This is a genomic window from Corynebacterium sp. KPL2825 (assembly GCF_037908445.1).
GTDB classification, from domain to species: Bacteria; Actinomycetota; Actinomycetes; order Mycobacteriales; family Mycobacteriaceae; genus Corynebacterium; species Corynebacterium kefirresidentii.
Genome location: NZ_JBBMGI010000011.1, coordinates 50365 through 73841, shown reverse-complemented (window position 1 = coordinate 73841; position 23477 = coordinate 50365). Strand labels below are relative to the sequence as shown.

At 57.6% G+C, this 23477-nt stretch carries 17 protein-coding genes and 1 pseudogene; 15 read left to right on the top strand and 3 right to left on the bottom strand.

What is annotated here, in order from left to right; genetic code table 11:
* Positions 1–28 precede the first annotated feature (28 nt).
* The 6 genes from serS (at position 29) to WMQ00_RS09500 (ending at position 8113) form a co-directional block, all read left to right on the top strand.
* Positions 29–1285: a serine--tRNA ligase gene (gene serS, locus WMQ00_RS09525; protein WP_023020092.1), complete on the top strand. Its 1257-nt coding sequence runs from the start codon at positions 29–31 to the stop codon at positions 1283–1285.
* A gap of 101 nt (positions 1286–1386) precedes the next feature.
* Positions 1387–2922, top strand: coding sequence for a lysophospholipid acyltransferase family protein (locus WMQ00_RS09520; protein ID WP_340440985.1), 1536 nt, complete (start codon positions 1387–1389; stop codon positions 2920–2922).
* Positions 2923–3218: 296 nt separating this feature from the next.
* Positions 3219–4943 carry a glycerol-3-phosphate dehydrogenase/oxidase gene (locus WMQ00_RS09515; RefSeq protein WP_034655573.1) on the top strand — a complete coding sequence of 575 codons (1725 nt, stop codon included), beginning with the start codon at positions 3219–3221 and terminating at the stop codon, positions 4941–4943.
* A 3-nt stretch (positions 4944–4946) separates the two neighbouring features.
* A complete protein-coding gene (locus tag WMQ00_RS09510) occupies positions 4947–5684 on the top strand; it encodes an MIP/aquaporin family protein (protein ID WP_023020089.1) in 738 nt (245 codons plus the stop codon).
* Positions 5685–5712: 28 nt separating this feature from the next.
* Complete coding sequence (gene glpK, locus WMQ00_RS09505) at positions 5713–7260, top strand: glycerol kinase GlpK (protein WP_023020088.1); 1548 nt, start codon at positions 5713–5715, stop codon at positions 7258–7260.
* A gap of 22 nt (positions 7261–7282) precedes the next feature.
* On the top strand, positions 7283–8113 hold the full coding sequence (locus WMQ00_RS09500) for a Cof-type HAD-IIB family hydrolase (protein WP_023020087.1): 831 nt from the start codon (positions 7283–7285) through the stop codon (positions 8111–8113).
* Here WMQ00_RS09500 and WMQ00_RS09495 read toward each other — a convergent pair.
* Positions 8110–10008: an N-acetylmuramoyl-L-alanine amidase gene (locus tag WMQ00_RS09495; RefSeq protein ID WP_023020086.1), complete on the bottom strand. Its 1899-nt coding sequence runs from the start codon at positions 10006–10008 to the stop codon at positions 8110–8112. The two genes, WMQ00_RS09500 and WMQ00_RS09495, sit on opposite strands and share 4 nt — an antisense overlap.
* A gap of 146 nt (positions 10009–10154) precedes the next feature.
* Between WMQ00_RS09495 and glf the strand changes: the two genes are divergently transcribed.
* From glf to WMQ00_RS09480, 3 genes are all read left to right on the top strand, one after another.
* Entirely contained in the window at positions 10155–11351 is a 1197-nt protein-coding gene (gene glf, locus WMQ00_RS09490; protein WP_023020085.1) for a UDP-galactopyranose mutase, read from the top strand.
* A gap of 33 nt (positions 11352–11384) precedes the next feature.
* Entirely contained in the window at positions 11385–11585 is a 201-nt protein-coding gene (locus WMQ00_RS09485; RefSeq protein WP_023020084.1) for a hypothetical protein, read from the top strand.
* Between the two features lie 65 nt (positions 11586–11650).
* The gene (locus WMQ00_RS09480; RefSeq protein WP_248099964.1) at positions 11651–12238 is read left to right on the top strand and encodes a three-helix bundle dimerization domain-containing protein; all 588 of its coding nucleotides are present in this window, start codon (positions 11651–11653) and stop codon (positions 12236–12238) included.
* Here WMQ00_RS09480 and WMQ00_RS09475 read toward each other — a convergent pair.
* Positions 12235–13497, bottom strand: a complete 1263-nt coding sequence (locus WMQ00_RS09475; RefSeq protein WP_340440984.1) for a TPM domain-containing protein — start codon at positions 13495–13497, stop codon at positions 12235–12237. The genes WMQ00_RS09480 and WMQ00_RS09475 overlap by 4 nt on opposite strands.
* A 106-nt stretch (positions 13498–13603) precedes the next feature.
* On the opposite strand from WMQ00_RS09475, the gene WMQ00_RS09470 reads away from it, so the two are divergent.
* From WMQ00_RS09470 to WMQ00_RS09450, 5 genes are all read left to right on the top strand, one after another.
* Positions 13604–15556: a glycosyltransferase gene (locus WMQ00_RS09470; RefSeq protein WP_340440983.1), complete on the top strand. Its 1953-nt coding sequence runs from the start codon at positions 13604–13606 to the stop codon at positions 15554–15556.
* Entirely contained in the window at positions 15546–16061 is a 516-nt protein-coding gene (locus WMQ00_RS09465) for a phosphatase PAP2 family protein (protein ID WP_023020080.1), read from the top strand. The genes WMQ00_RS09470 and WMQ00_RS09465 overlap by 11 nt, the downstream gene beginning before the upstream one ends.
* Positions 16054–17034, top strand: coding sequence for a decaprenyl-phosphate phosphoribosyltransferase (locus tag WMQ00_RS09460; RefSeq protein WP_023020079.1), 981 nt, complete (start codon positions 16054–16056; stop codon positions 17032–17034). The genes WMQ00_RS09465 and WMQ00_RS09460 overlap by 8 nt, the downstream gene beginning before the upstream one ends.
* A 53-nt stretch (positions 17035–17087) precedes the next feature.
* Positions 17088–18782: a hypothetical protein gene (locus WMQ00_RS09455; protein WP_316360324.1), complete on the top strand. Its 1695-nt coding sequence runs from the start codon at positions 17088–17090 to the stop codon at positions 18780–18782.
* 137 nt (positions 18783–18919) lie between these two features.
* Positions 18920–19933 (top strand): alpha/beta hydrolase, encoded by a 1014-nt coding sequence (locus tag WMQ00_RS09450; protein ID WP_023020077.1) that lies wholly within the window; start codon positions 18920–18922, stop codon positions 19931–19933.
* Between the two features lie 329 nt (positions 19934–20262).
* On the opposite strand, the pseudogene WMQ00_RS09445 reads toward WMQ00_RS09450, so the two are convergent.
* Positions 20263–21455: pseudogene (locus tag WMQ00_RS09445) on the bottom strand (IS1249 family transposase).
* Between the two features lie 885 nt (positions 21456–22340).
* Between WMQ00_RS09445 and WMQ00_RS09440 the strand changes: the two are divergent.
* The gene (locus tag WMQ00_RS09440) at positions 22341–23150 is read left to right on the top strand and encodes a GDSL-type esterase/lipase family protein (protein ID WP_198010439.1); all 810 of its coding nucleotides are present in this window, start codon (positions 22341–22343) and stop codon (positions 23148–23150) included.
* Positions 23151–23477: the final 327 nt, after the last annotated feature.

Below are 23477 nucleotides of genomic sequence, written 5' to 3'. Positions count from 1 at the left end.
GTGTTGTCAATACGCTAAACTTACATTCGTGATTGATCTCAAGCTACTCCGCGAAAACCCTGACGTTGTCCGTGCTTCCCAGGTGAATCGAGGTGAGGATCCCTCCCTCGTAGACCAGCTCTTGGAAGCTGATGAGCAGCGCCGTGCTGCTATTCAAAAGGCCGACGAACTGCGCTCCGAGCAGAAGGCTTTTGGCAAGAAGATCGGCCAGGCCTCCCCGGAAGAGCGCCCGGCTTTGCTAGAGGGCTCCAATGAGCTGAAGGCCAAGGTCAAGGAAGCGGAAGAGGCACAGTCTGCCGCTGAGGCCAAGGTGGAAGAGCTGCAGTACAAGCTGGATAACGTGGTTGAAGGCGCCCCAGCCGGCGGCGAAGATGACTTCGTGGTGATGGAAGAGGTCGGCCAGATTCCTGAGTTCGACTTCGAACCGAAAGATCACCTTGAGCTGGGCGAGTCCCTGGGCCTTATCGATGTCAAGCGTGGCGCTAAGGTAGGTGGAGCTCGCTTCTACTACCTCACTGGTGACGGTGCCTTCCTCCAGTTGGGAATGCTTATGCTTGCAGCACAGAAGGCGCGCGAAGCTGGTTTCAAGCTAATGATTCCGCCAGTTCTAGTTCGCCCAGACATTATGTCCGGCACCGGGTTCCTGGGACAGCACTCCGATGAGGTGTACTACCTCCCAGCCGATGATATGTACCTAGTCGGTACCTCTGAGGTGGCCCTTGCCGGCTACCACAAGGATGAGATTATCGACCTTTCTAACGGTCCGCTGCAGTACGCTGGCTGGTCCTCCTGCTTCCGCCGCGAGGCCGGCTCCCACGGTAAGGACACTCGCGGCATCCTGCGCGTCCACCAATTCGACAAGCTGGAGATGTTCGTTTACTGCAAGCCTGAAGATGCGGAGGAAATGCACCAGCGCCTTCTATCCATGGAAAAGGACATGCTTGAAGCCATGGAGCTGCCCTACCGCACCATCGACATTGCCGGTGGCGATCTCGGTTCTTCGGCGGCCCGCAAGTTCGACAATGAGGCTTGGGTTCCTACCCAAGGCACCTACCGCGAGCTGACTTCCACCTCGAACTGCACCACCTTCCAGGCTCGCCGCCTGTCCACCCGTTACCGTGACGAGAATGGCAAGACCCAGACCGCAGCTACCTTGAACGGCACCCTGGCGACTACTCGCTGGCTAGTTGCTATCTTGGAAAACCACCAGCAGGCCGACGGCTCTGTCGTTGTCCCTGAGGCCCTGCGCCCCTTCGTGGGCAAGGATGTCCTCACCCCGCAGTAAGTCCGCCGTCGTCCTGGAGAGTTATGAACGCTGCGACGAATTTCCTGTATCGCCAGATCACTCACATTGGTAGGGGGGTGACTCTGGCGCAGGGATTAAAAATGCGCCTTTCGGGTGAAGAAAATATCCCCGATGAAGGCGGCGCGGTGTTGGTCTGTAACCACACCGGCTACATGGACTTCCTCTTCGGGGCCTTTTTGGCTTACCGCAAAAAGCGCCTCGTGCGCTTCTTGGCAAAGGCTGGCATCTTTAAAGCCCCACTAGCGGGTCCCTTGCTCAAGGCCATGCACCATGTGCCAGTTGATCGCATCGATGGCAATGCCTCAATGCGGCAGGCGGTTCGGCTCGCTAAAGAGGGCGAACTTGTCGGGGTGTTTTCTGAAGGCACGATTTCCCGCAGCTTCGAAATCCGCAGCATGAAAAGTGGTGCCTCCCGTATCGCCTATGAGGCTGGGGTGCCGGTAATCCCGCAGGTCATCTTCGGCTCCCAGCGCCTGTGGACCAAGGGGCATAAAAAGAATCTGGGACGGACGAAGACTCCAGTCTTTATCACTGCCCTAGAACCGTACTATCCCACTGGTGATGCGGAAGCCGATACCGCGGAGATTAGGCGCCGAATGCAAGAGGCTTTGGAAGGGCTATGGGAACAGTACGAAGCTGAATTTGGCCCCATGCCAGCGGGCGATTATTGGGTGCCCGCCCGCAAGGGCGGCGGCGCTCCCACCCTCGAAGAAGCGGAGGAGCGGGATGCTGAAGTAGAAACTGAGCGCCACCGCGTACGCCGGCTACGTGATGATCTGGTGGGGCTTAAAGAACGCGTATCCGTCACCACGGTTGACCTAGTGCGCAACCGCATGGCCGCCGCCAAGGGGGATGAAGAGGATGCGCCCAAGACTAAGGCGCGCACCGCCCCAGAGACTTTGGATTGGATCAAAGCCAATCTGAACGCCGTGGTGGAAGAGGCAACACGTGGTTTGGATGAAGGCCGCGATAAGGTCGCGGATGTTATGGCGCAACTGAAATCTGATGTGGCGCAAACCCAGGCTTCCATTACCGCCAGCAGCAAAGAGATTTGGACCGGTTCTAAAGCTGAGCAGGGCCTTTTGGCAGCAGCTACCCAATCCCGGCTTATCGTCTCGCGCCTGCCGCACCGCATGAAGGCTCAATTCTCCTCCATCCCGCGTGTGGTGGTAGCGCACAGTAGTGCGCTGAATTGGGAGGATGGGGCACTGACCCCGCGGTTGCGCAAGGCTTTTGCGGATATCTACCCGGCGGCCGAAGTTCTCATAGTGGTATCGCCCGCGGGCGATGTGGATGTCCCGCAAGCCGTGTGGACCATTGTCATTGATGAGGATGTTGCACAGCCACGCCTCGATGCTGCAGCAATGTCCGTTACTGCCGCCAGTGCGGCACAAGGCGTGGAGCGCATCCTAGAGGATCTGCAGGATGAGCCGGAAGAGACTCTAGTCTTTGCAAATGAGCCGGGGGATGAGGACTTCCTTGAGTGGATGCCGGTGGTGGCTTTGGAAACTGCCCCGATAGAGGTGGTTAAGGGTGCTCAAGCGGTAACCTACTCGGCAGAAAAGGCCGGAATGTCAGAGGTACTCGAGGCGATGGCACGTTTAGCGAAGAAATAGCGACAGTTTTTCGTCCGCTTTACACCCCCGCGAGGGGGTGGTTTTCTTTTTGGAAGTCTAAGTATTTTAAGGAAACTGACTGCTTACGGGCCTGAAACTTACGTGTGAGTAACCACATGTGTAACTCAAGTCGGTGGCCCCTAACATATATTTTAGGAGATGAAGTCTCTGTAGCCCCGGTGCGATACTTTCCACCGAACCCATAATTACCTGCTTTTAGCTGTGCTTATGCCATCTCATTCACGGACCAATGGCCCAGGCACATGCAAGCACCAAGGAAGGAGATGCGGTCAGTAATGATCCAGCAAAGCAATCAATCCTTTAACCCTGAATACTTTGAAAATCTATGGAACGGGTACGCAGATGAGGACTACGACGTAGTCATTATTGGTGGCGGTTCCGTAGGCGCCGGTGCGGCAGCGGATGCCGCCACCCGCGGTCTGAAGACCGCCGTCATTGAGGCACGCGACTTCGCCGCAGGTACCTCTTCCCGCTCCTCCAAGATGTTCCACGGTGGCCTGCGCTACCTGGCAATGTTTGACTTCCGCCTCGTGGCAGAGTCCCTCAAGGAGCGCGAGCTCAACATGTCTACCCTGGCACCTCACCTGGTGAAGCCGTTGAAGTTCATCTTCCCGCTGACCCACCATGTATGGGAGCGCGTCATGATGTTCGGTGGATTTACGCTCTATGACCTCATGGGCGGATCGAAGAGCGTGCCAATGCAGAAGCACTTGACCCGTAAGGGCGTGCTGAAGGTGACCCCGGGCCTGAAGGATGATGCCATTGTGGGCGGCGTGCGCTACTACGACACCCTCGTGGATGACGCCCGCCATACCATGACCGTGCTGCGTACCGCCGCCGAGTATGGTGCCGATGTACGTACCAATACCGAGGTCATTGGCTTTGACAAGGACCGCGGCGGCCGCATCGTAGGCGCGAAGGTTCGCGATACCGCCACCGGCCGCGAGACCACCGTGCGCGGCAAGGTCTTTATCAATGCCACCGGTGTGTGGAATGACAAGATTCAAGAGATGGCCGGCGTGGAGGGCAAGTTCACCGTGCACGCCTCGAAGGGCGTGCACATCGTCGTACCGAAGGATGCGCTCGATGCAGAGGCAGCCCTGTGCTTCGTCACCGAAAAGTCCGTCCTCTTCGTTATCCCGTGGGGCGAGTACTGGATTATCGGTACCACCGATACCGATTGGGAAAAGGGTCTCTCCTTGCCAGATCCGGCACCAACCAAGTCCGATATTGACTACATTCTGGACCAGGTAAACCAGCGCGTACGCCGCCAGATCACCCGCGATGACATCGTGGGTGTCTACTCCGGCCTGCGCCCGCTGCTGTCCGGCAAGTCCGATTCCACCACCAACCTTTCCCGCAACCACGCCGTCGCACGCGTGGCCCCAGGCATGGTCTCTGTCGCCGGCGGTAAGTACACCACGTACCGCGTCATCGGTAAGGATGCCGTGGACCTGGCGGTGAAGGAACTGGGTACCAAGGTCCCAGAGTCCATCACCGAGCAAACCCCGATCCTGGGTGCCGCTGGCTACCATGCTCTAGCTAACCAAGTCCCATCTCTGGCCCGTCGCTACAACCTGAGCGAGAAGTTCATTGAGCACCTGCTCGGCCGCTATGGCTCTTTGCTGGGCGAGGTCCTAGCGCCAGCTACTGAGGACGCCTCCCTGCTCGAGCCAGTGCCAGGTGCAGAGTCCTACCTGTGGGCCGAGGTCCGCTACGCCGTCACCCACGAGGGTGCATTGCACTTGGAGGACATCCTGTCCCGCCGTCTGCGTATCGCCATCGAGTTTGGTGACCGCGGCGTAAATGCCGCCCCGGCCGTTGCTGATTTTGTAGCACCGCTGCTGGGCTGGAGCGACGCCGACAAGGAGCGCGAGGTATCCCAATTCAAGGCCCACACCCAGGCCGAACTTGAAGCAGAAGCTGCGGTAACTGACCGTGAGGCCAATGACATTTTGGTACGCGCAGGATCCGCCCGACCCACCCAAAACGAGGTATAAGTTATGACCGGATTTGATGCATTCCTGTGGGAGTTTATCGGCACTGCGTTGCTGCTCCTTCTAGGAAACGGCGTATGTGCGCTGGTAAACCTGCGCACCTCTGGCGCGCGCGGCTCCGATTGGGTCGTTATCGCCCTGGGTTGGGGTATGGGTGTCTTCGTCGGTGCCAGTGTGGCCGATCCCACGGGCGGGCACCTTAACCCCGCCGTCACCGTAATGTTGGCCGTCAATGGCTCGCTCGAGTGGTCTCTGGTGCCGTACTACTTCCTGGGCCAGATCCTCGGCGCTATCCTCGGTGCCATCCTGGCATGGGCTGCCTTCAAGCAGCTTTTCGACGCCAATAATTACGACGACGCCGGAAACGTCACCGGCGCCAATAAGGACACGAACGGTATCTTCTTTACCAAGCCGGCACATCCTAAGAACGGCTGGAATGCGGTGACGGAGTTCATCGCCACCTGCGTGCTGTTGATGTTCATTGCCTTCGGCCCCACCGGCGGCGAGCTTGGCCCAATGAGCTACTTTGCCGTTGCTTTCGTTGTGGTGGCGATCGGCCTGTCCCTGGGTACCCCTACGGGTTATGCCATCAATCCGGTCCGTGATCTGGGCCCGCGAATTGCTTATGCATTCATCTTGCCCATCCAGGACAAAGGCAGCGCGAACTGGGGCTATGCTTGGGTCCCCATCGTGGCCCCATTGGTCGCGGCCGTAGCCGTTGGCCTGTTGTCCGTTGCGCTCTAATTCCATCTTCGTATAGGAGACTAGACACATGACTAACAAGAAATACGTCGCCGCTATCGACCAGGGAACTACGTCGACGCGCTGCATTATCTTTAACCACGATGGCGAGCAGGTTGCCGTTGGTCAGCTCGAACACGAGCAGATCTTTCCCGAAAAGGGCTGGGTAGAACACGACCCGGAAGAAATCTGGAGCAATACCCGTCGCGCCGTCGGTGAGGCTCTTGCCAATGGCGATATCACTGTGGAAGACATTGACTCGGTAGGTATCACCAATCAGCGAGAGACCACCGTGGTGTGGGATAAGCACACCGGCAAGCCGGTCTACAACGCTATTGTCTGGCAAGATACCCGCACTACCGCCATCTGTAAGGAGCTCTCGGGAGAGGAAGGCCCGGAAAAGTGGCGCCGCCGCACCGGTCTTTTCATTAACTCCTACCCGGCCGGTCCGAAGGTGAAGTGGATCCTCGATAACGTCGAGGGCGCACGCGAGCGCGCCGAGGCCGGCGATCTGCTCTTCGGCACCATTGACAGCTGGCTATTGTGGAACCTCACCGGCGGAGCCGAGGGCGATGCTGGCCGTGAGGCTCTGCACGCTACCGACGTCACCAACGCCTCCCGCACCCTGCTCATGGACATCGAAAAGCTGGAGTGGGATGAGGAACTGTGCAAGGAAATGGGCATCCCAATGTCCATGCTGCCGGAGATTCGCCCATCCCTCGGTGATTTCCGTACCGTGCGTGAGCGCGGTTCGCTCTCCGGTGTTCCTATCCGCGCCATCCTGGGTGACCAGCAGTCTGCGATGTTTGGCCAAGGATGCTTCCGGGCCGGCTCTGCAAAGAATACCTACGGAACCGGACTGTTCCTCCTGCTGAACACGGGCACCACCCCGAAGTTCTCTGAGAATGGCCTACTGACCACCGTGTGCTTCCAGCGTGAGGGCGAACGCCCTGTCTACGCGTTGGAGGGCTCCGTATCCATGGGCGGTTCCCTAGTGCAGTGGCTGCGCGATAACCTGCAGATTATCCCGAATGCTGCATCCATCGAGAACCTGGCGCGGGAAGTTAAAGACAACGGCGGCGTCTACATCGTGCCTGCCTTCTCTGGCCTCTTCGCTCCGTACTGGCGCCCGGATGCTCGTGGCGTCATCGTGGGTCTAACCCGCTTTGCCAACCGTAAGCACCTGGCCCGCGCCGTGCTCGAGTCCACTGCATACCAGACCCGAGACGTGGCCGATGCGATGGTGGCAGACTCCGGTGTGGAGATCACCGAGCTGCGCGTGGACGGCGGCATGACCATGAACGAACTTCTGATGCAGTTCCAAGCGGACATGCTCGGCGTGGAGGTACACCGTCCGAAGAATATCGAGACCACCGCGACCGGCGCGGCCTTCGCGGCAGGTTTGGACAATGGCTTCTGGGATGACCTGAGCGTTTTGGGTAGCCAGACAGGAGACATGAAGGTGTTTAAGCCGAAGCGCGAGAAGGAAGAGGTAGAGGCTCTCTACCGCGACTGGAAGCGCGCTATTAAGCGTTCCTTGGACTGGGAAGATAACGAGGACGAGGATCTGGACTTCTAAGTCCTGAAGTAAACTCGCGGGTATGGAGAATTTCCCTGCCCGCGCTCCTCGCCTCATCGCGAGCGATATTGACGGCACCCTGCTGGACCGCAACCACCGTGTCCCGCGTCGCAATCGTGACGCTGTGGCGCGGGCGGTCCAACAGGGTGCCTATTTTGCGCTTTCCACTGGCCGGCCGTTCCGGTGGATAGCGCCCGTGTTGGAGCAGCTTCCCGTCCGCCCGGTGTGTGTGACTTCGAATGGGGCGGTGCTCTACGATTCCGCGGAGGACCGCGTGATGTCCGCCCACGAGCTTTCACCCGCAGCGTTGGCAGAAGTGGTGGATGTGGCCCAGACGGTGTTGGGTACCGTGGGCTTTGGAGCGGAGCGGGCAGGAGGCTCGCTTGGCGACGCCGTCGAGGACCTCTTCGTAGTCGAACGCCACTACTCCGAAAACGCCCTCTTTGAAGGCTTCGGGGTGGTCAGCATGGGCGAGCTTGTGGGGCAGCCTGCCGTGAAATTTCTTATCCGCAATACGGACTACTCCGCTCCGAAGCTGTATGAGCTCATCGCGCCCCATATCGATCCGGAGCTCGCGCACCTGACGTATTCCATGCAGGAAGGGATTCTGGAGGTTGCCGCGCCCAATGTGACTAAGCGCCGCGGGGTGGAATGGTTGGCTGAGCACACCGGCGTCGCCCAGCAGGAGACGATCGCATTTGGGGATATGCCCAACGATATTGAGATGCTGCGCTGGGCTGGCTGCGGTGTGGCCATGGAAAACGCCCACCCAGAGGTTAAGGCGGCCGCGGATGCGGTCACCGTTGCTAACCACCAGGCGGGCGTGGCAAAGGTGCTAGAGCGCTGGTTCTAGTCGGTGAAGATGTCTACCTTTTCCGTTTCGGTGTTGTAGACAATCTCGCCGCCCTGGAATTTCACGCGGATTTCCTTGCCATTCTTCTCCTCATTGGACGTGGGCAGGCCGAGCTTGGAGGCATTATCGCCCTCGGACCACTTTTTGGCAATCTCACCGGTGAGAGCCTTGGTACCGGACTCCTTAGAGGAGAGCACCACGCCATTCTGGAAGAGCTGGTAGAGGATCTTGCCGCCATCGGTCGTATCCGGGCCGCCAACTGCCAGGCCCAGCACCGGGCCGAAAGCGTTGAGGACGGAGGTCCAGGACTCCTTGAGGCCTTCGTTATTCGAAACCTGTACGACCTTATTGACAATCTCCGGAATATCGCCGGTGGTCAGGTTGCCCGCCACCTTTTGATCGGTATCAGGCTTCTGCAGGCGGTCATTGGCGATGAGCACGCCGAAGACTGCGGCAGCGATTCCAGCGAGGGCGGAGATAGTCGAGACCGGTACCTCGACGTCGCCTAGCGAGGAGGTGATGTCCCCACCCACCTGCTGCGGGCTCTTGGGGGCATTGGGCTGAGGAGCCTTCTGCCAATTCAGATCCGTACTGTTCTTACCGGACTTAATGGCATCCGCTTTGCGCTTGGTGTTCTTACGGATTTCGTCCCAGTGGCGCATGGTGTACTGACCCGGGCAGGCGGTGTTGTGGAAATCATTGTGACCCGCGAATGCCGGCACGGTGGCCATGGTCCCAGCCGGGAACTTGGAGCCGTAGAAGCCGCCGGAGTACAAGCTAGCCTTGCCCATTGGATCGATGTTAGAGATTGCTGCTTTCCAGCCCGCAATCTCGGCCACGGAGTTGAGCATCTCGCGGGAAGGCTCGGTTTCCTCGTAGTTGCCAATCATGGAAATGCCCCAGTTATTGGCATTGAAGCCGCCTACGTGGGCACCCTGTACAGCCTTGTCCAAACCGCCATAGCGGCCCTCATAGATGGTGCCGAACTTATCTACCAGCACGTTGTAGCCGATATCGCACCAGCCCAGGGTCTGTGCATGGTATTCATAAGCGCCGCGAACCTGTGCCGCTGCCTGCGCGCGGGTGTAGTTATTGGTACCCGCGGTGTGGTGCAGGGTCATAGCTTTCAAGCCATCGTCGTAGGTCGGCTGCTGGCAGCGTTTGGACTCGTCGGCGCCCCAGCCAGCGCGGGAGACAACCTTGGGCATACCCGCGGTTTCCGCGGTGGGTTCGATAGCTTCGCCGGCTTGGGCATTGCCGTCGATAAACACGGCGTCGAGATCCGCAACCTGGGTGCGCTCATCGGCCACGGGGGAGATTTCGCCGACGTTGTAGGCAAGCGGTGCCGGGCGATGTGCATCAGCGCCCTTAGCGGCTTTGTCCAGGAGGGAGTCTTCCTTCTTGTCCAGGTTGGATCCGGTCACGAGGTCAACGTTGGCCATAGAGACCTGAACATCGTTGGTATCGCCTACGAAGATGAGCTCGGTGCCGTTCTTGCCCTCGGAGTAGTTCATCGCATCCATGGGCAACCACTCGCTCCAGGAGCCATCCTGCTGCTTGGAGCGCACGAAGGAGTTGATATCGCGCTTGCCCTCCCACGTGACGGCGAACATGTTGAAGGTTTCGTCGCGGTGGAATTGCTTGACCGCGCGGCGGCCTTCGCCGTCGCCCTGCGCGGCTACGGCGGGGTCATCGACGACGATGGATTCGCCATCGCTGAAGCTGGTGGAGGCGTTTTTGACCTCAATGGGGCCGCTATTGTTGGAGTCCTGGGTCTTAAGTACCTGCTGGCCGCCGAATGCGGCGGTCACGGCGAGCGCGATAGAGGTGACTGCCGCAATGACCGGGGTGGACCACTTGGACCTGTTGGGTACTAGTCGACGTCGTTGTTGCACTGTTATCTCCCTGGGGTTGTGCAGCTGTTAAAACGGTTGCCAAAAGTTAAGAATTGATTGTGATGGTACGTTTGTGACTTCTGTGAAACCTGTTGCGACACGCCGTTGCGCCGTGTCGGTTGCCGAAGTGCAATAAACTGGGGGCCATGACTTCTTATGACCTCATCGTTGTTGGCTCTGGATTTTTTGGCCTCACGGTTGCCGAGCGCGCCGCTAGTCAGCTGGATAAGAAGGTGCTCATTGTGGAGCGCCGCAACCACCTCGGCGGCAATGCCTACTCCGAGGCTGAACCCACCACCGGAATCGAGGTGCACAAGTACGGTGCGCACCTCTTCCACACCTCTAATAAGCGCGTGTGGGACTACTGCAATAAGTTCACCGATTTCACCGATTACCAGCACCGCGTCTTTGCTATGCACGATGGCACCGCCTACCAATTCCCGATGGGCCTGGGTCTTATTAACCAGTTCTTCGGCCGCTACTACTCCCCGGATGAGGCCCGCCAGCTCATTAAGGATCAGGCCGGCGAGTTCTCACCGGAAGAAGCGCAAAACCTAGAGGAAAAGGCCATCTCCCTTATCGGTCGCCCGCTGTATGAGGCCTTTATTCGCGATTACACCGCTAAGCAGTGGCAGACGGACCCGAAGGAGCTGCCGGCCGCGAATATCACCCGTCTGCCGGTGCGCTATACCTTCAACAATCGCTACTTCAATGACACCTATGAGGGTCTGCCCGTTGACGGCTACGCGGCATGGCTAGAAAACATGGCTGACCACGACAATATTGAGGTCCGTTTGGATACCGATTGGTTCGAGGTTCGTGAGGAGCTGCGCGCTGAGTCTCCGGATGCGCCCGTGGTCTACACGGGCCCATTGGACCGCTACTTTGATTTTGCCGAGGGCGAGCTGGGCTGGCGCACCCTCGACTTTGATCTGGAGGTGCTGGACACCGGCGATTTCCAGGGCACGCCCGTGATGAACTACAACGATGCGGACGTGGACTACACCCGCATCCATGAATTCCGCCACTTCCACCCGGAGCGTAAGGATAAGTATCCGAAGGACAAGACGGTCATCATGAAGGAGTACTCGCGCTTCGCCGATAAAGGCGATGAGCCGTATTACCCGATTAATACTCCGGAAGACCGCACTAAGCTGGAGGCCTATCGCAAGCTCGCCGCCCAGGAGTCGAAGGACAATAGGGTTCTTTTTGGCGGCCGCTTGGGCACCTACCAGTACCTGGATATGCACATGGCTATCGGTTCTGCGCTGTCCATGTTTGATAATAAGCTCGCGCCATTCTGGAACGAGGGCAAGGCTATCGAACAGGAGCGTGGCCACTAAACTTGATCACCTCTACAGGAAGGAGGTGACGGTATGGCTGATCGCCGCATGTGGAAAATGTCGCCGGAGCGGCTGCAAGAGCATCTAAAACTGCGTAGCCGTGCATCGCGCATTCCCGATAAAAAGAAGGAACAGTCCAAGAAGGCCTGCCGGAACTCCCGGCGGGCCTTCCCGCATTTTCGGCGCAGAAAACTATTGGGTTTAACCCAACCGTTTGACTTAACCCACCGTTAACCTGTAAAGTTAACGTCAGGTTAACACGTAGCAAACGGGACAATAATCCGAGAAAGGGGATAACAATGAACCAGTTTGAAACCCTGCGTCAGGATCTGCACGAAAACTACGGCCACGAGTACACCGCCGCAGAAATCGATGCCAAGCTCGATGAGGTTATTGCCAAGCACACCAAGAAGGCTGAGCTCGAAGAATTCGTGCCGCTATTGGTGGAGCGTGAGGTGCGTGAATACTTCGGCGCTCACCGCCTTCATATCCGCTTTGCCGCCGGTACTAATAATGCGCTGGCCCAGGCTGCGGCGGAACTGACCCGCAAGCACGCCGGCGAGGCCCTCTTTGTAGATACCGCCGTTGCCCACCCGGAAAACGAAGCGGAAGGCCACCTCGCCCACGTCATGAACGAGCGCGGTATGGGTGAGGCTCCAAATAAGTACCTTGATGAGGTGCGGACGGTAGCGATGCCGGATTATATCGTGTTCCTAGGCCGTGAGGTCGAACGCGATGAGGCAGGTAAAGACATCAAAATCTGGGATATTCCTACCGCGGATACCGTAGAGCAGGCGCGCGAATTGGCCGATGACCTCGAAGCCCGCGTGCTCTACATGCTCAATAAGCTGGGCATTGATCCGGTCACTGAGCCGGTTAACGCCTAAAAGCGATACGGGTTCGGTAGCTGGGAGGAGACATTGTTGTTGGCCACCCAGAAGCCCGCAAACCTATAGGGCATATAGTGCGTGCCCATGCCGGGGCGCCATTCCGGCGTGCCCAAGAGCGGGGGAGTCTGGCGGTCGCGCTGTGGATATAGCCTTTCTGGCAGCGCGCCCACCATGGGGTGGTAGTCCTCGAGGATGCGAGCGAAGGCGGAGTCGAAGTCTTCCCGCGACAGATCCTGGGACAGCTCATTAATGCGCTGCGTTATCTGGCGGAGGCTGGCGTTGTCGGGTTGACGGGAGAGGGCCGTTTGGGTGTCGTTAAGCAGCCATTGCGTCTCGCCGGCGCGTACCGCAGTATCGCCGTCGCAGAATTTTTCCAGGGAATCTATCTGCGCTGCGGCCGTATGGATCTGCTTGAGCGCCTTATAGGACTCCTTGATGGAGGCGGCATGCGAGGAAAAGTCCTGGACGTGTTCTAAGGCCTTGAGCGTCGGCCGCGCATCGGTGTACTGATTGACTAGGAAACGCCACTGGACCCTGAGGGAATCGCCCGCCAAGGGGGATTGCAGGGCATTAATGCGCGCCTCCGTGCGCTCGATGAGCTCCTCGGCGCTATCGCGAACTCCCGCAATATAGTCAAAGCGCTTGCGCAGGCGGGCGCGGCGGGTGAGCAAGTAAGTAATGAGCCCCACCGCGGCGAGGACCACGATCACTGACGTGGTGGCAATGAACATAGACCACGTGGGCGCCTCCTGCGCAGATTGCCGGCGCACGGTCGGATCCGCGACGGCGCGCGTGGCCAAGATCATGCCGACGGTATAGTCATCGTCCTCCAGCGCCGGCCGCATCTGATCCAGGATGCCGTCCACGCGGCCGGCGTCATAAATCTTGATGTCTCGGCACACTTGGGCGCCACAGCGCACGGCCATGCTATTGGGTTCAAAGCCCACGGCGATAACGAGTACATTCTTCTGCAGCTCACCGTTGCCGATGAATTGTGGGTGCTCGCGCGCCAAGTCATGCAACAGGGTGCGGGAAAAATCCTCGCCCGAATTCGGATACGTGGCGTAGACAACCTCGTGCACGGAATCTGGAAGGTGCATGGACTGCGCTTGTGATTTCACGGCCTCTTCGTCCGAAGAGCTTAGAATCTGGGCGTGGTCCAAAAAATCCACCGCGGGCTTGTCCTCCGCGAGGGCGGCGGGTGCGCTAGCTGCAGCAAAAAGACCTACTACTGCCGCGCAAGGAACCCATCTCATGATGTTCCATCTTACGGGCTCCGCGTGTAAACCGTAGTACTTATGCAAAAGCAACTACGCTAAATCGCTGACTACTGTTTATACCGTTTGGAGAATCGAAGTTATCGTGACTGCCAACAACACCCAGGCCCATGAGCCCCTGCAGCGCATTCTGCTGCCTAAGCGCGGCGAGCCCTTTGATGTGCGGATGCTCTACCTCATCGAGGCCGAGCAAAACCGCGAACGCCTCAGCTGGTTTAACCGCACGTCCGTAACCATCCCGGCCGGCGAGGAAGCCTCTTTTGAAACCTACTTCAACGCCTTCCCGGCCTCCTATTGGCGCCGCTGGTCCCAGCTGCGCTCCGTTATCCTCAGCCTGGACATTGAGGGCCAGGCAAATATTTCCCTCTACCGCTCCAAGCAGGATGGCCAGCGCATTTCCGTGGCCAACCACCTGGTAAGCACCGGCCACCATGAGTTCGAGCTGCCACTCAAAAACTTCGAAGACGGCGGCTGGCTGTGGTTCGATATCACCGCCGAGCAGGACACCACGCTTGCCGACGCCGCCTGGTGCTCCCCCCACGCCCCCGGCCCGCAGGTGCTGCCGGACGGCACCGAGCAGCCGGCCCAAGACAAGCGCGTGGCGGTAGGCATTCCCACTTTCAACCGCCCGACCGATGCCGTAGCAGCCCTTAAGGCATTGGCCGAGGACCCAGTAGTCGATGAGATCATCGACTTCGTCCTCATGCCGGACCAAGGCAACCAGCACCCTGCCGATGAGCCAGGCTATGACGAGGCAGTCGCTCACTTTGGTGAGCGCTTCCGCGAGTTCCGCCAGGGCAACCTAGGCGGCTCCGGTGGCTACTCCCGCATTATGTACGAGGCGCTGGAAAATACCGATTCGCCCTTCATCCTTTATATGGACGATGACATCGCCATCGAACCGGATTCCGTGCTGCGCGCGGTGCAAGCGGCCCGTTACGCTGCCAAGCCGATTATCGTCGGTGGCCAAATGCTTAACCTGCAGGAGCGCTCCCAGCTGCGCACTACCGGCGAGCGCGTCAACCGTGCCGATTTCATGTGGGGTGCGGCACCGCACGCCGTCTACGACCACGACTTTGCCAAGTACCCGCTGCGCGCCATCGGTACCCGCGAAACTCACCTAGATCCCAAGAAGTACGATTCCCGCGCGCTGCACCGCCGCGTTGACGTGGAGTACAACGGCTGGTGGATGTGCCTCTTCCCGCGCATTGTGGCAGAAACCAACGGCCAGCCGCTGCCGCTCTTTATCAAGTGGGACGATACCGAGTATTCCCTGCGCGCGGCGCGCAATGGCTTCCCCACGGTGACCTGGCCAGGTGCCGCCATCTGGCACATGGCTTGGGCCGATAAGGATGATGCCATTGACTGGCAGGCCTATTTCCACTTGCGCAACCGCCTCATCGTTGCCGCGATGTACCACGAGGGACCGGCCAAGGGCATTACCAAGTCCATCTTCAAGTCCACCCTCAAGCACACCATGTGCATGGAATACTCCACCATGGCCATCCAGATTGAAGCTATGCGCGACTTCCTAGCGGGGCCGGACCATCTCTTTGACATCCTGGAGTCCTCGCTGCCGCGCGTCGCGGAAATCCGCAAGAACTATTCCGATGCTGTCATTTTGGAATCCGCAGATGAGCTGCCCTCTCCCACCGGCGCGCCGGGTGTGCCTACGCGCAATATCGGCGGCCGCCTAGCCAAGATTAAGAAGATCCCGTGGGCCATCAAGGGCCTCAAGCACCTCGTGAGCAAGGAAGACGCTGCGCACCACGAGGCGCCTCAGCTTAACCTCACTCCGGACGAGGCCCGGTGGTTTACCCTTTCCCGCGTGGACTCTGCCACCGTCTCTACCGCAGGTGGCACCGGTGTGGCCTTCCGTAAGCGCGACCGCGACCTGGCCAAAGACCTCGTATCGCAGACCCGCGAGCTACTGAAGGAGATCGAGGAAAACTTCGATGACCTGCGCGCTGAATACCGTGCGGCGCAGCCGGAGCTGACCTCGCGCGAGTCCTGGAAGAAGGTCTTTGATGCCCAATAAACTTTCCGTAGCAGAATCGCGCGTCCTCGAATCCATCCAGGGTGCGGCCTTTGACGTGCCCGGCGTGCTTCCTACCGCCCGCGGGCTCAGCCACTGGGGCGAGCATGCCCTGGGCTGGATGGGCAGCGCTGCGGTAGGGGCGGGCGTCGACAAGCGCCGCCGCGAGGGCTGGATCCGGGTGGGCGCTGCTGCTTTTCTCGCGCACGCCGCTAGCGTGGTGCTCAAGCGCATCGTGCGCCGCAAGCGCCCCGATTATCCGTACGTGCGCGTGGGGGTAAAGACTCCCTCCAAGCTATCTTTTCCCAGTTCGCACGCGACCTCGACTACTGCATTCCTGGTGGCGGCGAGCCGCCTTACCGGCTGCAAGGCGCCGCTTCTCGGCGTGCCAGTCATGATGGCATCGCGTATGGTCCTCGGAGTGCACTACCCAACAGATACGGCAGTGGGTGCGGCCATCGGCGCTGCTACCGCAGAGGTCGTGATGAAAGGAATGAAGCATGAGTGATGATGGAAACCAGCACTTTTTCCATTCGGAACCGCACACCTCTGGCGTAGATACCGGCCGCAAGCGCAAGCCGCCGAAGAATCTTGTCGATGGCATGATTAAGGCCCTGCGTCCCAAGCAGTGGGTCAAAAACGTTCTCGTGCTGGCGGCCCCCGCCGCGGCCGGCGCCGATGCCCTATTTCACGGCCGCGTGCTTGTCGATGTCCTCTTGGCCTTCGTCGTCTTCTGCCTCGGCGCTTCCTCCATCTACCTGATCAATGATGCGAAGGACTGGCGCGAGGATCAGGAGCATCCGACCAAACGCTTCCGCCCGATTGCCTCCGGCGTGCTGCCCATCAAGCTCGCCTATGTCATGGCCGTGGTGCTCATCTGCTTGTCCATCGGGCTATCCTTCCTTGCTACCGCTGGCCCGCAGCTGGCAATTGTGATGGCGATTTATATCGCGTTGCAATTGGGCTATTGCTTCGGTTGGAAGCACATGCCGGTGATTGATATCGCCCTGGTTTCCTCCGGCTTCATGCTGCGCACCATGGCCGGTGGCGTGGCTGCAGGCATCGAGCTTTCGCAGTGGTTCCTGTTGGTGGCGGCCTTTGGCTCGCTATTTATGGCCTCAGGCAAGCGCTACTCGGAGATCCTTCTTGTGGAGCAAACCGGCGCGAAAATCCGCAAGTCCCTGGAAGGTTATACGCCTACCTACCTGCGCTTCGTGTGGACGCTAGCCGCCACCGCGGTGGTTATCTGCTACACCCTCTGGGGCTTCGAGCTTGCTAACGATGCCCAGACCGGTGGCGTGTGGTACCAAGTCTCCATGGTGCCGTTTACCATCGCCATCTTGCGCTATGCGGCCGATGTGGACCGCGGCCAGGGTGGCGCTCCGGATGAGATTGCATTGGAGGACCGCACTTTGCAGGTTCTCGCTTTGGCTTGGCTCGCTTGCATCGCCATGGCGGTGTATATCATGCCGTTGTTCTAGACACAGCTGAATCGATATAGAAATTTTCCGCGGGGCTGATAAACTTTCTTCCCGTGCTTAACACCGACCACAAGAGTATCGCCCGCTGGAGTACCCCGGCGGTCGTTCTTGTGATCGGTGTTTTATCTTTGTGGGGCGGTTTTGCGCGCCGCTGGATTTCCGATGACGGACTCATTGTCCTGCGCACCGTGCGCAACCTCGAAGCCGGAAATGGGCCCGTGTTCAATATGGGCGAACGCGTAGAGGCCAATACCTCCACGCTGTGGCAGTACCTCATTTTCCTGGTGCGCTGGGTAACCCACGCAAACCTAGAAGGCATCGCCATTTACTTGGGGCTCATTCTGGCGGTCGCGGCAATGGTAGTCGGTACGGGCGCTGCGGCAAGCATGCGCACTGGCGCCGTTCTTCCGGCCGGCGCGCTAGTGTATCTGGCCCTGCCGCCGGCCCGAGACTTTTTTACCTCTGGCCTGGAATGGGGCTTGTGCATCTTCTATCTCGCTATGCTGTGGCGGCTTTTGCTGCGTTGGACGCGCCCGCGCCGCCACTCTGGGAGCAATAGCGATGCCTATTGGCTCGCCTTCTGGGCCGGATTGTCCTGGCTGGTGCGCCCAGAGCTCGCTTTATACGGCGGTCTGGTGGGAATCGTGCTTCTTGTATCCCACCGCTCGTGGAAGATTCTTGCCGCCGCGGTGCCGCTGCCGTTGGCCTATGAGATTTTCCGCATGGGCTACTACGGTCTACTAACCCCGCACACGGCCGTGGCTAAGTCTGCGGCCGGTTCCGAATGGGGCAAGGGGTTTACCTACCTGGCGGATTTTGTCGGCCCATACTGGCTCTTCCTGCCGCTTATCGTGCTCGCCGTGGCAGGTCTATGGAAGGCAAATCTGCGCCCCACCGCGGTGCGTTCTACTGCCACCGCTATTTATCTCTTTGAAGGCACTGCGCTCATTCACACGCTCTACGTGCTGCGCGTGGGCGGAGATTTCATGCATGGTCGCATGCTTTTGCTCCCACTTTTTGCGGCACTGCTTCCCATTTTTGTGGTCAGCGTTCGAGTATGGATAGCCTCCGTGTTCTGTGCGGTATGGGCGCTAGTTATCGTTCTGCGCGGACATCCGGTGGACCGCAGCATCTACGAGGGCGAGATCTCCATCGTGGATGAGCGCGATTTCTGGACCAACGCGACCCAGCGTGAGAATCCTCCCAGGCGAGCCGAAGAATTCCTCGGCGCCAAGTTTATGGAGGACTACCAAGAGGGTATCGACGAGCTGGAGGCTGGCGACGCCATGACCTTCCGCTATATCAAGGGGGAAGATAGGTTCTCGTGGACGGCGGCCCCCGCAGATCCCTCGCGCACCGACCCACCCACCGTTTACCTGCTCAATTTGGGCCTTTCTTCCATGAATGCACCGCTGGATATTCGCGTGCTGGACAATATTGGACTCAGCAATCCTTTGGCGGCGCGCCAGCCACGCATCGAGGGTGGGCGCATTGGGCACGACAAGAGCTTGGACATGTCATGGCAGGTGGCAGACTCTGCCGTCGATATTGACGAGGTTCCTGCGTGGATTGATAAGTACGAGGCTGCCAAGGCTCGCGCCGCTCTTGCCGACGCCGATTTTCAGAAACTCTTCGCTACCTACAGGGATCCTTTAACTTGGGACCGTTTCTGGAAAAATATTAAATTCTCCCTGACAGATGGGCGGACCCTAGCCTTCTCCTCGGATCCCTCGGACTACCTGCACTAATTCCTTCAAATGCAGACTTTAGGGCCAACCTAAGTTACACTAACCTGTGACATTGTTATCGATCCGTGACGTTAACGATATACAGGGTTCGGACGATAGAGCTTAGTGACAATCACCGAGTAGTTTGGAGGAGAAAGATGACTGCTTCCATCAAGGGTCGCGTCCTTTCAGTCATCATGGCAGTTGCCGTAGCTTTGGGCCTAGCCGTCGTGGCGGGGTCCCAGCCGGCAGAAGCAGCCAACCGCGACTGGCTGCGCCGTGACGCCACTGGTACGTGCGAGTGGGACAAGGTTGCCTGGTGGGTCCAGCGCTGTGACGTTTGGTCCCAGGCCATGGGCCGCACCATCCCGGTACAGATTCAGCCCGCAAAGCGCGGCGGCAATGCTGCCCTCTATTTGCTTGATGGTCTCCGTGCCACCGATCGCACCAACGCGTGGGTAAACGACGTCAATGCTGCAAGGACCTACGAGCCGCACAACATTACCTTGGCTATGCCGGTTGGCGGTGCCGCTTCCTTCTATGCTGATTGGCAGGGGCCTGCGACCTACGATCTATCAAACCCCGTTAATTATAAATGGGAGACGTTTCTGACCAGCGAACTCCCAGGCTATCTGGAGCGAAACTTCGGCGTTGCACGTAACAATAACTCTATTGCGGGTTTGTCGATGGGCGCTGGTGCCGCGCTAACCCTGGCAGCGAAGCACCCGAATCAATTCCGGCAAGCGCTGTCTTTTTCCGGTTTCTTGACTACCACTGTTCCGGGGGCACAGACGTTCATGCGTCTGGCTATGTTGGATGCTGGTGGCTTCAATATCAATGCAATGTACGGATCGCTGTTTAATCCGAAGCGTTTCCAAAACGATCCGCTGTTGCTGATCCCTCAATTGCGTAACACTAATCTATATATTTCTTCGGCCTCTGGTATTCCTGGTCCTGGGGACAGCCATTATCTGCCAGAGCATCAAGCCGCTGGGGCAGCCTTAGAGGTCGGGTCTAACGTGACTACTCACGTGTGGGAAGGTGCTGCGCGGCTGCAAGGTCTAAATCCGACTGTAAGCTACCCAGCCCAAGGCCTGCACAACTGGGAACAATTTGGTTATCAGCTTAATCGCTCTAAACCTCAAGTTCTGAACGTGATGAACGCGTGGTAGCGCAGTAGTTCATTTACTAGAGTTGGTTGTTTGAACAGTGTCCTTATAACTAAAGGCCGACAGCTAGAGTTGAAGATCGCAGTACAATCATGGTCTCGCTATATTGAATTGGTATGAATCTGAATGGCCCTACGGGGGTCGTCTCTTGCCACATCTGATTGAGTGGACACGGGTGTGGTTCTACGCGACTAGTCCGATTTTATTTGCGGTCATAGCCATCAAATTGATGGAGCAGTGATAGCACCACGAGTTCCGCCGTTTCGCCTTGTAGCGTGCGTACCAGATAAAAATTTCCTGTGGGATACGAGATGTTTTGAGGAGAACTTGGCTTAAGGGTCAAAATGTGTGTCTGGCTCGGCGTGTCGCTGGGATTGGATTTGGCCTTTTTGGATGCCGATTGAGTGGGTGTACTCGGTGTCGATACCGTTGTCGTAGAGGGCTGGTCGTCCTGTTTCGTGGTCGGCTTGGTTCTCGGTGTGGGTCAGGATGGATACTTTGGCGAGTTGGTCCTGGCCCCAGTGGGACTGCTTGGCGATGCGTAGTGGCTCGTCGGGTAGTTCTGCTTTTAGATAGAGCCACCACTCGAGCATTCGGCGTTGGCGTTCTCCGCGTCGTCCGCGGTTTGTTCTCGCTAGTAATTTCAACTGGGGGTTGATTCCGCCTTCGAGACTATTGGTGGTGGCTTATATTCGTGAGTATCAACGACTCCTTCAGGCGGGGTGAGGTAGACAAGCAGCAGGTCGCTACGCCAGGCTGTTGTAGGCCTTGCGCACGTTTGCATGGGCCAACGTATGCGTTCAATGGACTGTTTGGGGTCTTTGACGAGGGTCTTTTCCTCTAACCAGGTGCGGTAGACCGAGGCGAATCCATTCAGTTGTGCGCCCCATTGGCTGGCTTGGTCGATAGTGGTAATGCGTGTGAGTTTGGGTGCCAGTTGGTAGATGGGGCACCCAGCATCAGTACGTGGACGTGAGGTGGTATAGCGGCGTACCACACGCTGAGCATGCACCAGGCAGCGTTGGATGACAGTGGTAGGCCAGCACTGTTTGATGGCGCTAGCAGCTCCTTGCTCGCCGTCAATGACGGCGATTGAAGGCGCTGATATTCGTTCCAATAACTGTGTGTAGGCATGGGTGGTTTCGCGCTTGCACCAGTGGCAGGCAATGACGTGGTCTAGGGTGCCGGCCACGATTAAACATCTGTTGGCGGTGTAGGTGCCGTCGATAAAGACTTGGTCATAGATCCGCCCGGTATGACCGACGATGAGGTCGAGAACATCTACAAGCCAGCACCAGCTAAAGCGTCGTTTCGTTGTTGAAGCACTGACACCATTTTGTGTAGCCAAAGCTTCCAGTGAGGTTGTGGAGATGCAATGTTCGATGAACTGGCTCAATGCGGCAGCTTTGGTGACATCTGGTCGGCTTTTATTGACTGAAACTCCGCAGGCCTTACACCGCCTTCGGGTAGTTCCTTTGCATTTGGTATCGCCGCCGCAGTGGCAACGTGGTCGATCCTTTGGCATTGGGCCACCAGACCACCGCCTATTACCACGGGTTGGCTACCACATCGTGGATTTCGCATCTGAAGCTCAGATATACGCCCGCGAAGCATATATCCTGCGAAACCCTACAGGTCAGAATCTAAAATTACCTGACCTTGGACATGCATTGTGACCCTCAACCCCCGTTTTATTCGAACAGCGTAAAGAGAGCGTCAAGGGAATTTTGGTATCAGCGGTAAAGCGCACTAGCAGTCAGTTAGCGCCTGTAGGTGCCATTCCGGTGCATTGAACGAAAAACGGCCCTACTAAGGAGCAGTGCACCGCCAAAGCGATATTCCAATGTGTCAACTCGAATGCATGCTTACAAACTAGACACGCCTTCTGCTCAAAAGACGGAGGAATGTCCGAACGCTGGTCAAGCATTTATGGTTTGCATGTAGTGGAATCCGCGCAAATATAGTGCTCCAGTGCGAGGAGATTTAGCAAGTAATGGGGAGACATGGGATACAGCGCAGAAAGGGATTTCTAAAAAAGTTACAAGCTATACAGAATATCCCTGAGGAACTTTGAGATGACGTGTAACATTTTAACGAAAGCTGTCAAACTATAAATAGTGCCACTGTGGTACTTTCAAAGATTGGCCAGTCAATTTTAACCTTGAGAAGAGGACCAATGAAGATACGAAAAATTTGCGGTGTAATAGTCGCGCTCGCCATCGGGGTATCAGGGGTGCCAATTGCACAGGCAGCCCCTTCTTTACCATCGTTACCTCAACAAGCGCCGACGCTTCCCCCGTTGCCGCAAATGCCACCGCTTCCCCCGTTGCCGCAAATGCCACCGCTTCCCCCGTTGCCGCAAATGCCACCGCTTCCAGCGGCACCAATAAACCTCCAACCAAAGCCTCAAGTGAACCAAAACGTTCGGGAAACCTATCTGAGCTTTGGCGATTCCGTAGCGGCCAACCCTACAGCACTAGACGTGGCGGTATACAAGACTAAAAAGAACGTCCCGAATCTTGAGTGGCCAACCATTCGCAATGGCTCCTGCGCACAGGATCCTAACAACTTTGCAGTTCAGGCTGCGAAGCGTACTGGCCTGCGCCTAGAGGACTATTCTTGTCCGGGAGCGACTGCATACGTCGAACCGCACGGAAATGATGCAATCCCACATGACACAGTTCGTCAGCAGGTTGAGCGAGCAATAGCGGATCGTAAGCTCGATGCGAATACGCGGCTGGTGACTATCAGTGCTGGAGTTAACGACACTTACCAGCCAAATAACTTGCCATCAATGACTACACAGCCCCAACGAATGGCTCGTTACGATGCGGCAATGACAGGTGCTATTAACCGTGTGAAAAGCGTCGCCCCCAACGCAAAAGTAATTCTTCTGGGAATCCCAGATGAAACAGATGGGCACAATCATACGTGTGGCTCCAATCTTCTAGGGGTTACCAGTCACTGGTATTTCCCACTTGTGGCCTATTACCAAGATGAAGTGCGAGAACAGCAACGATTGGCCGCTCTGCATACGGGAAGTGAGTTTCTGGATATGGTCGCCGAGATTTCCGTTCAAAGTGGCAAGAATGGGTGCTCTAATGATCCTGGACGTTATGGTGCCTCGATCTTTGACGATTCACCGCATAAGTTGGCCGGGCATCTCACTGATGCCGGGCACGGATATTATGGTAGGCGTATTGCCGAAACTTATCGCTAAGGCATCCAAATGGGTCAACAGGCAGGTGATGGAAATAGCCACTAATTCCTGTCTATGACTTTTACTAGAAGAGACGGCAATTTCGTCATTGACACAGAAAGAACGACGATATGACTCCTGAGTTTGTATTCACACTGGTCCAGAACTATCCGCTCACGACGCCGCTGGTTCATCTAACCGGTACATTGCGTTTAGACAATTTCTTGGACAGAACCTTGAATGCATGGCCGAGCATTCAACAAGTACTTCAATTATTCTAGAAGTACGCCTTCAAGAGCCATTTAACGTAGCTGTACAAATTCCTATCTGTAAGTCCAACAAGGACTT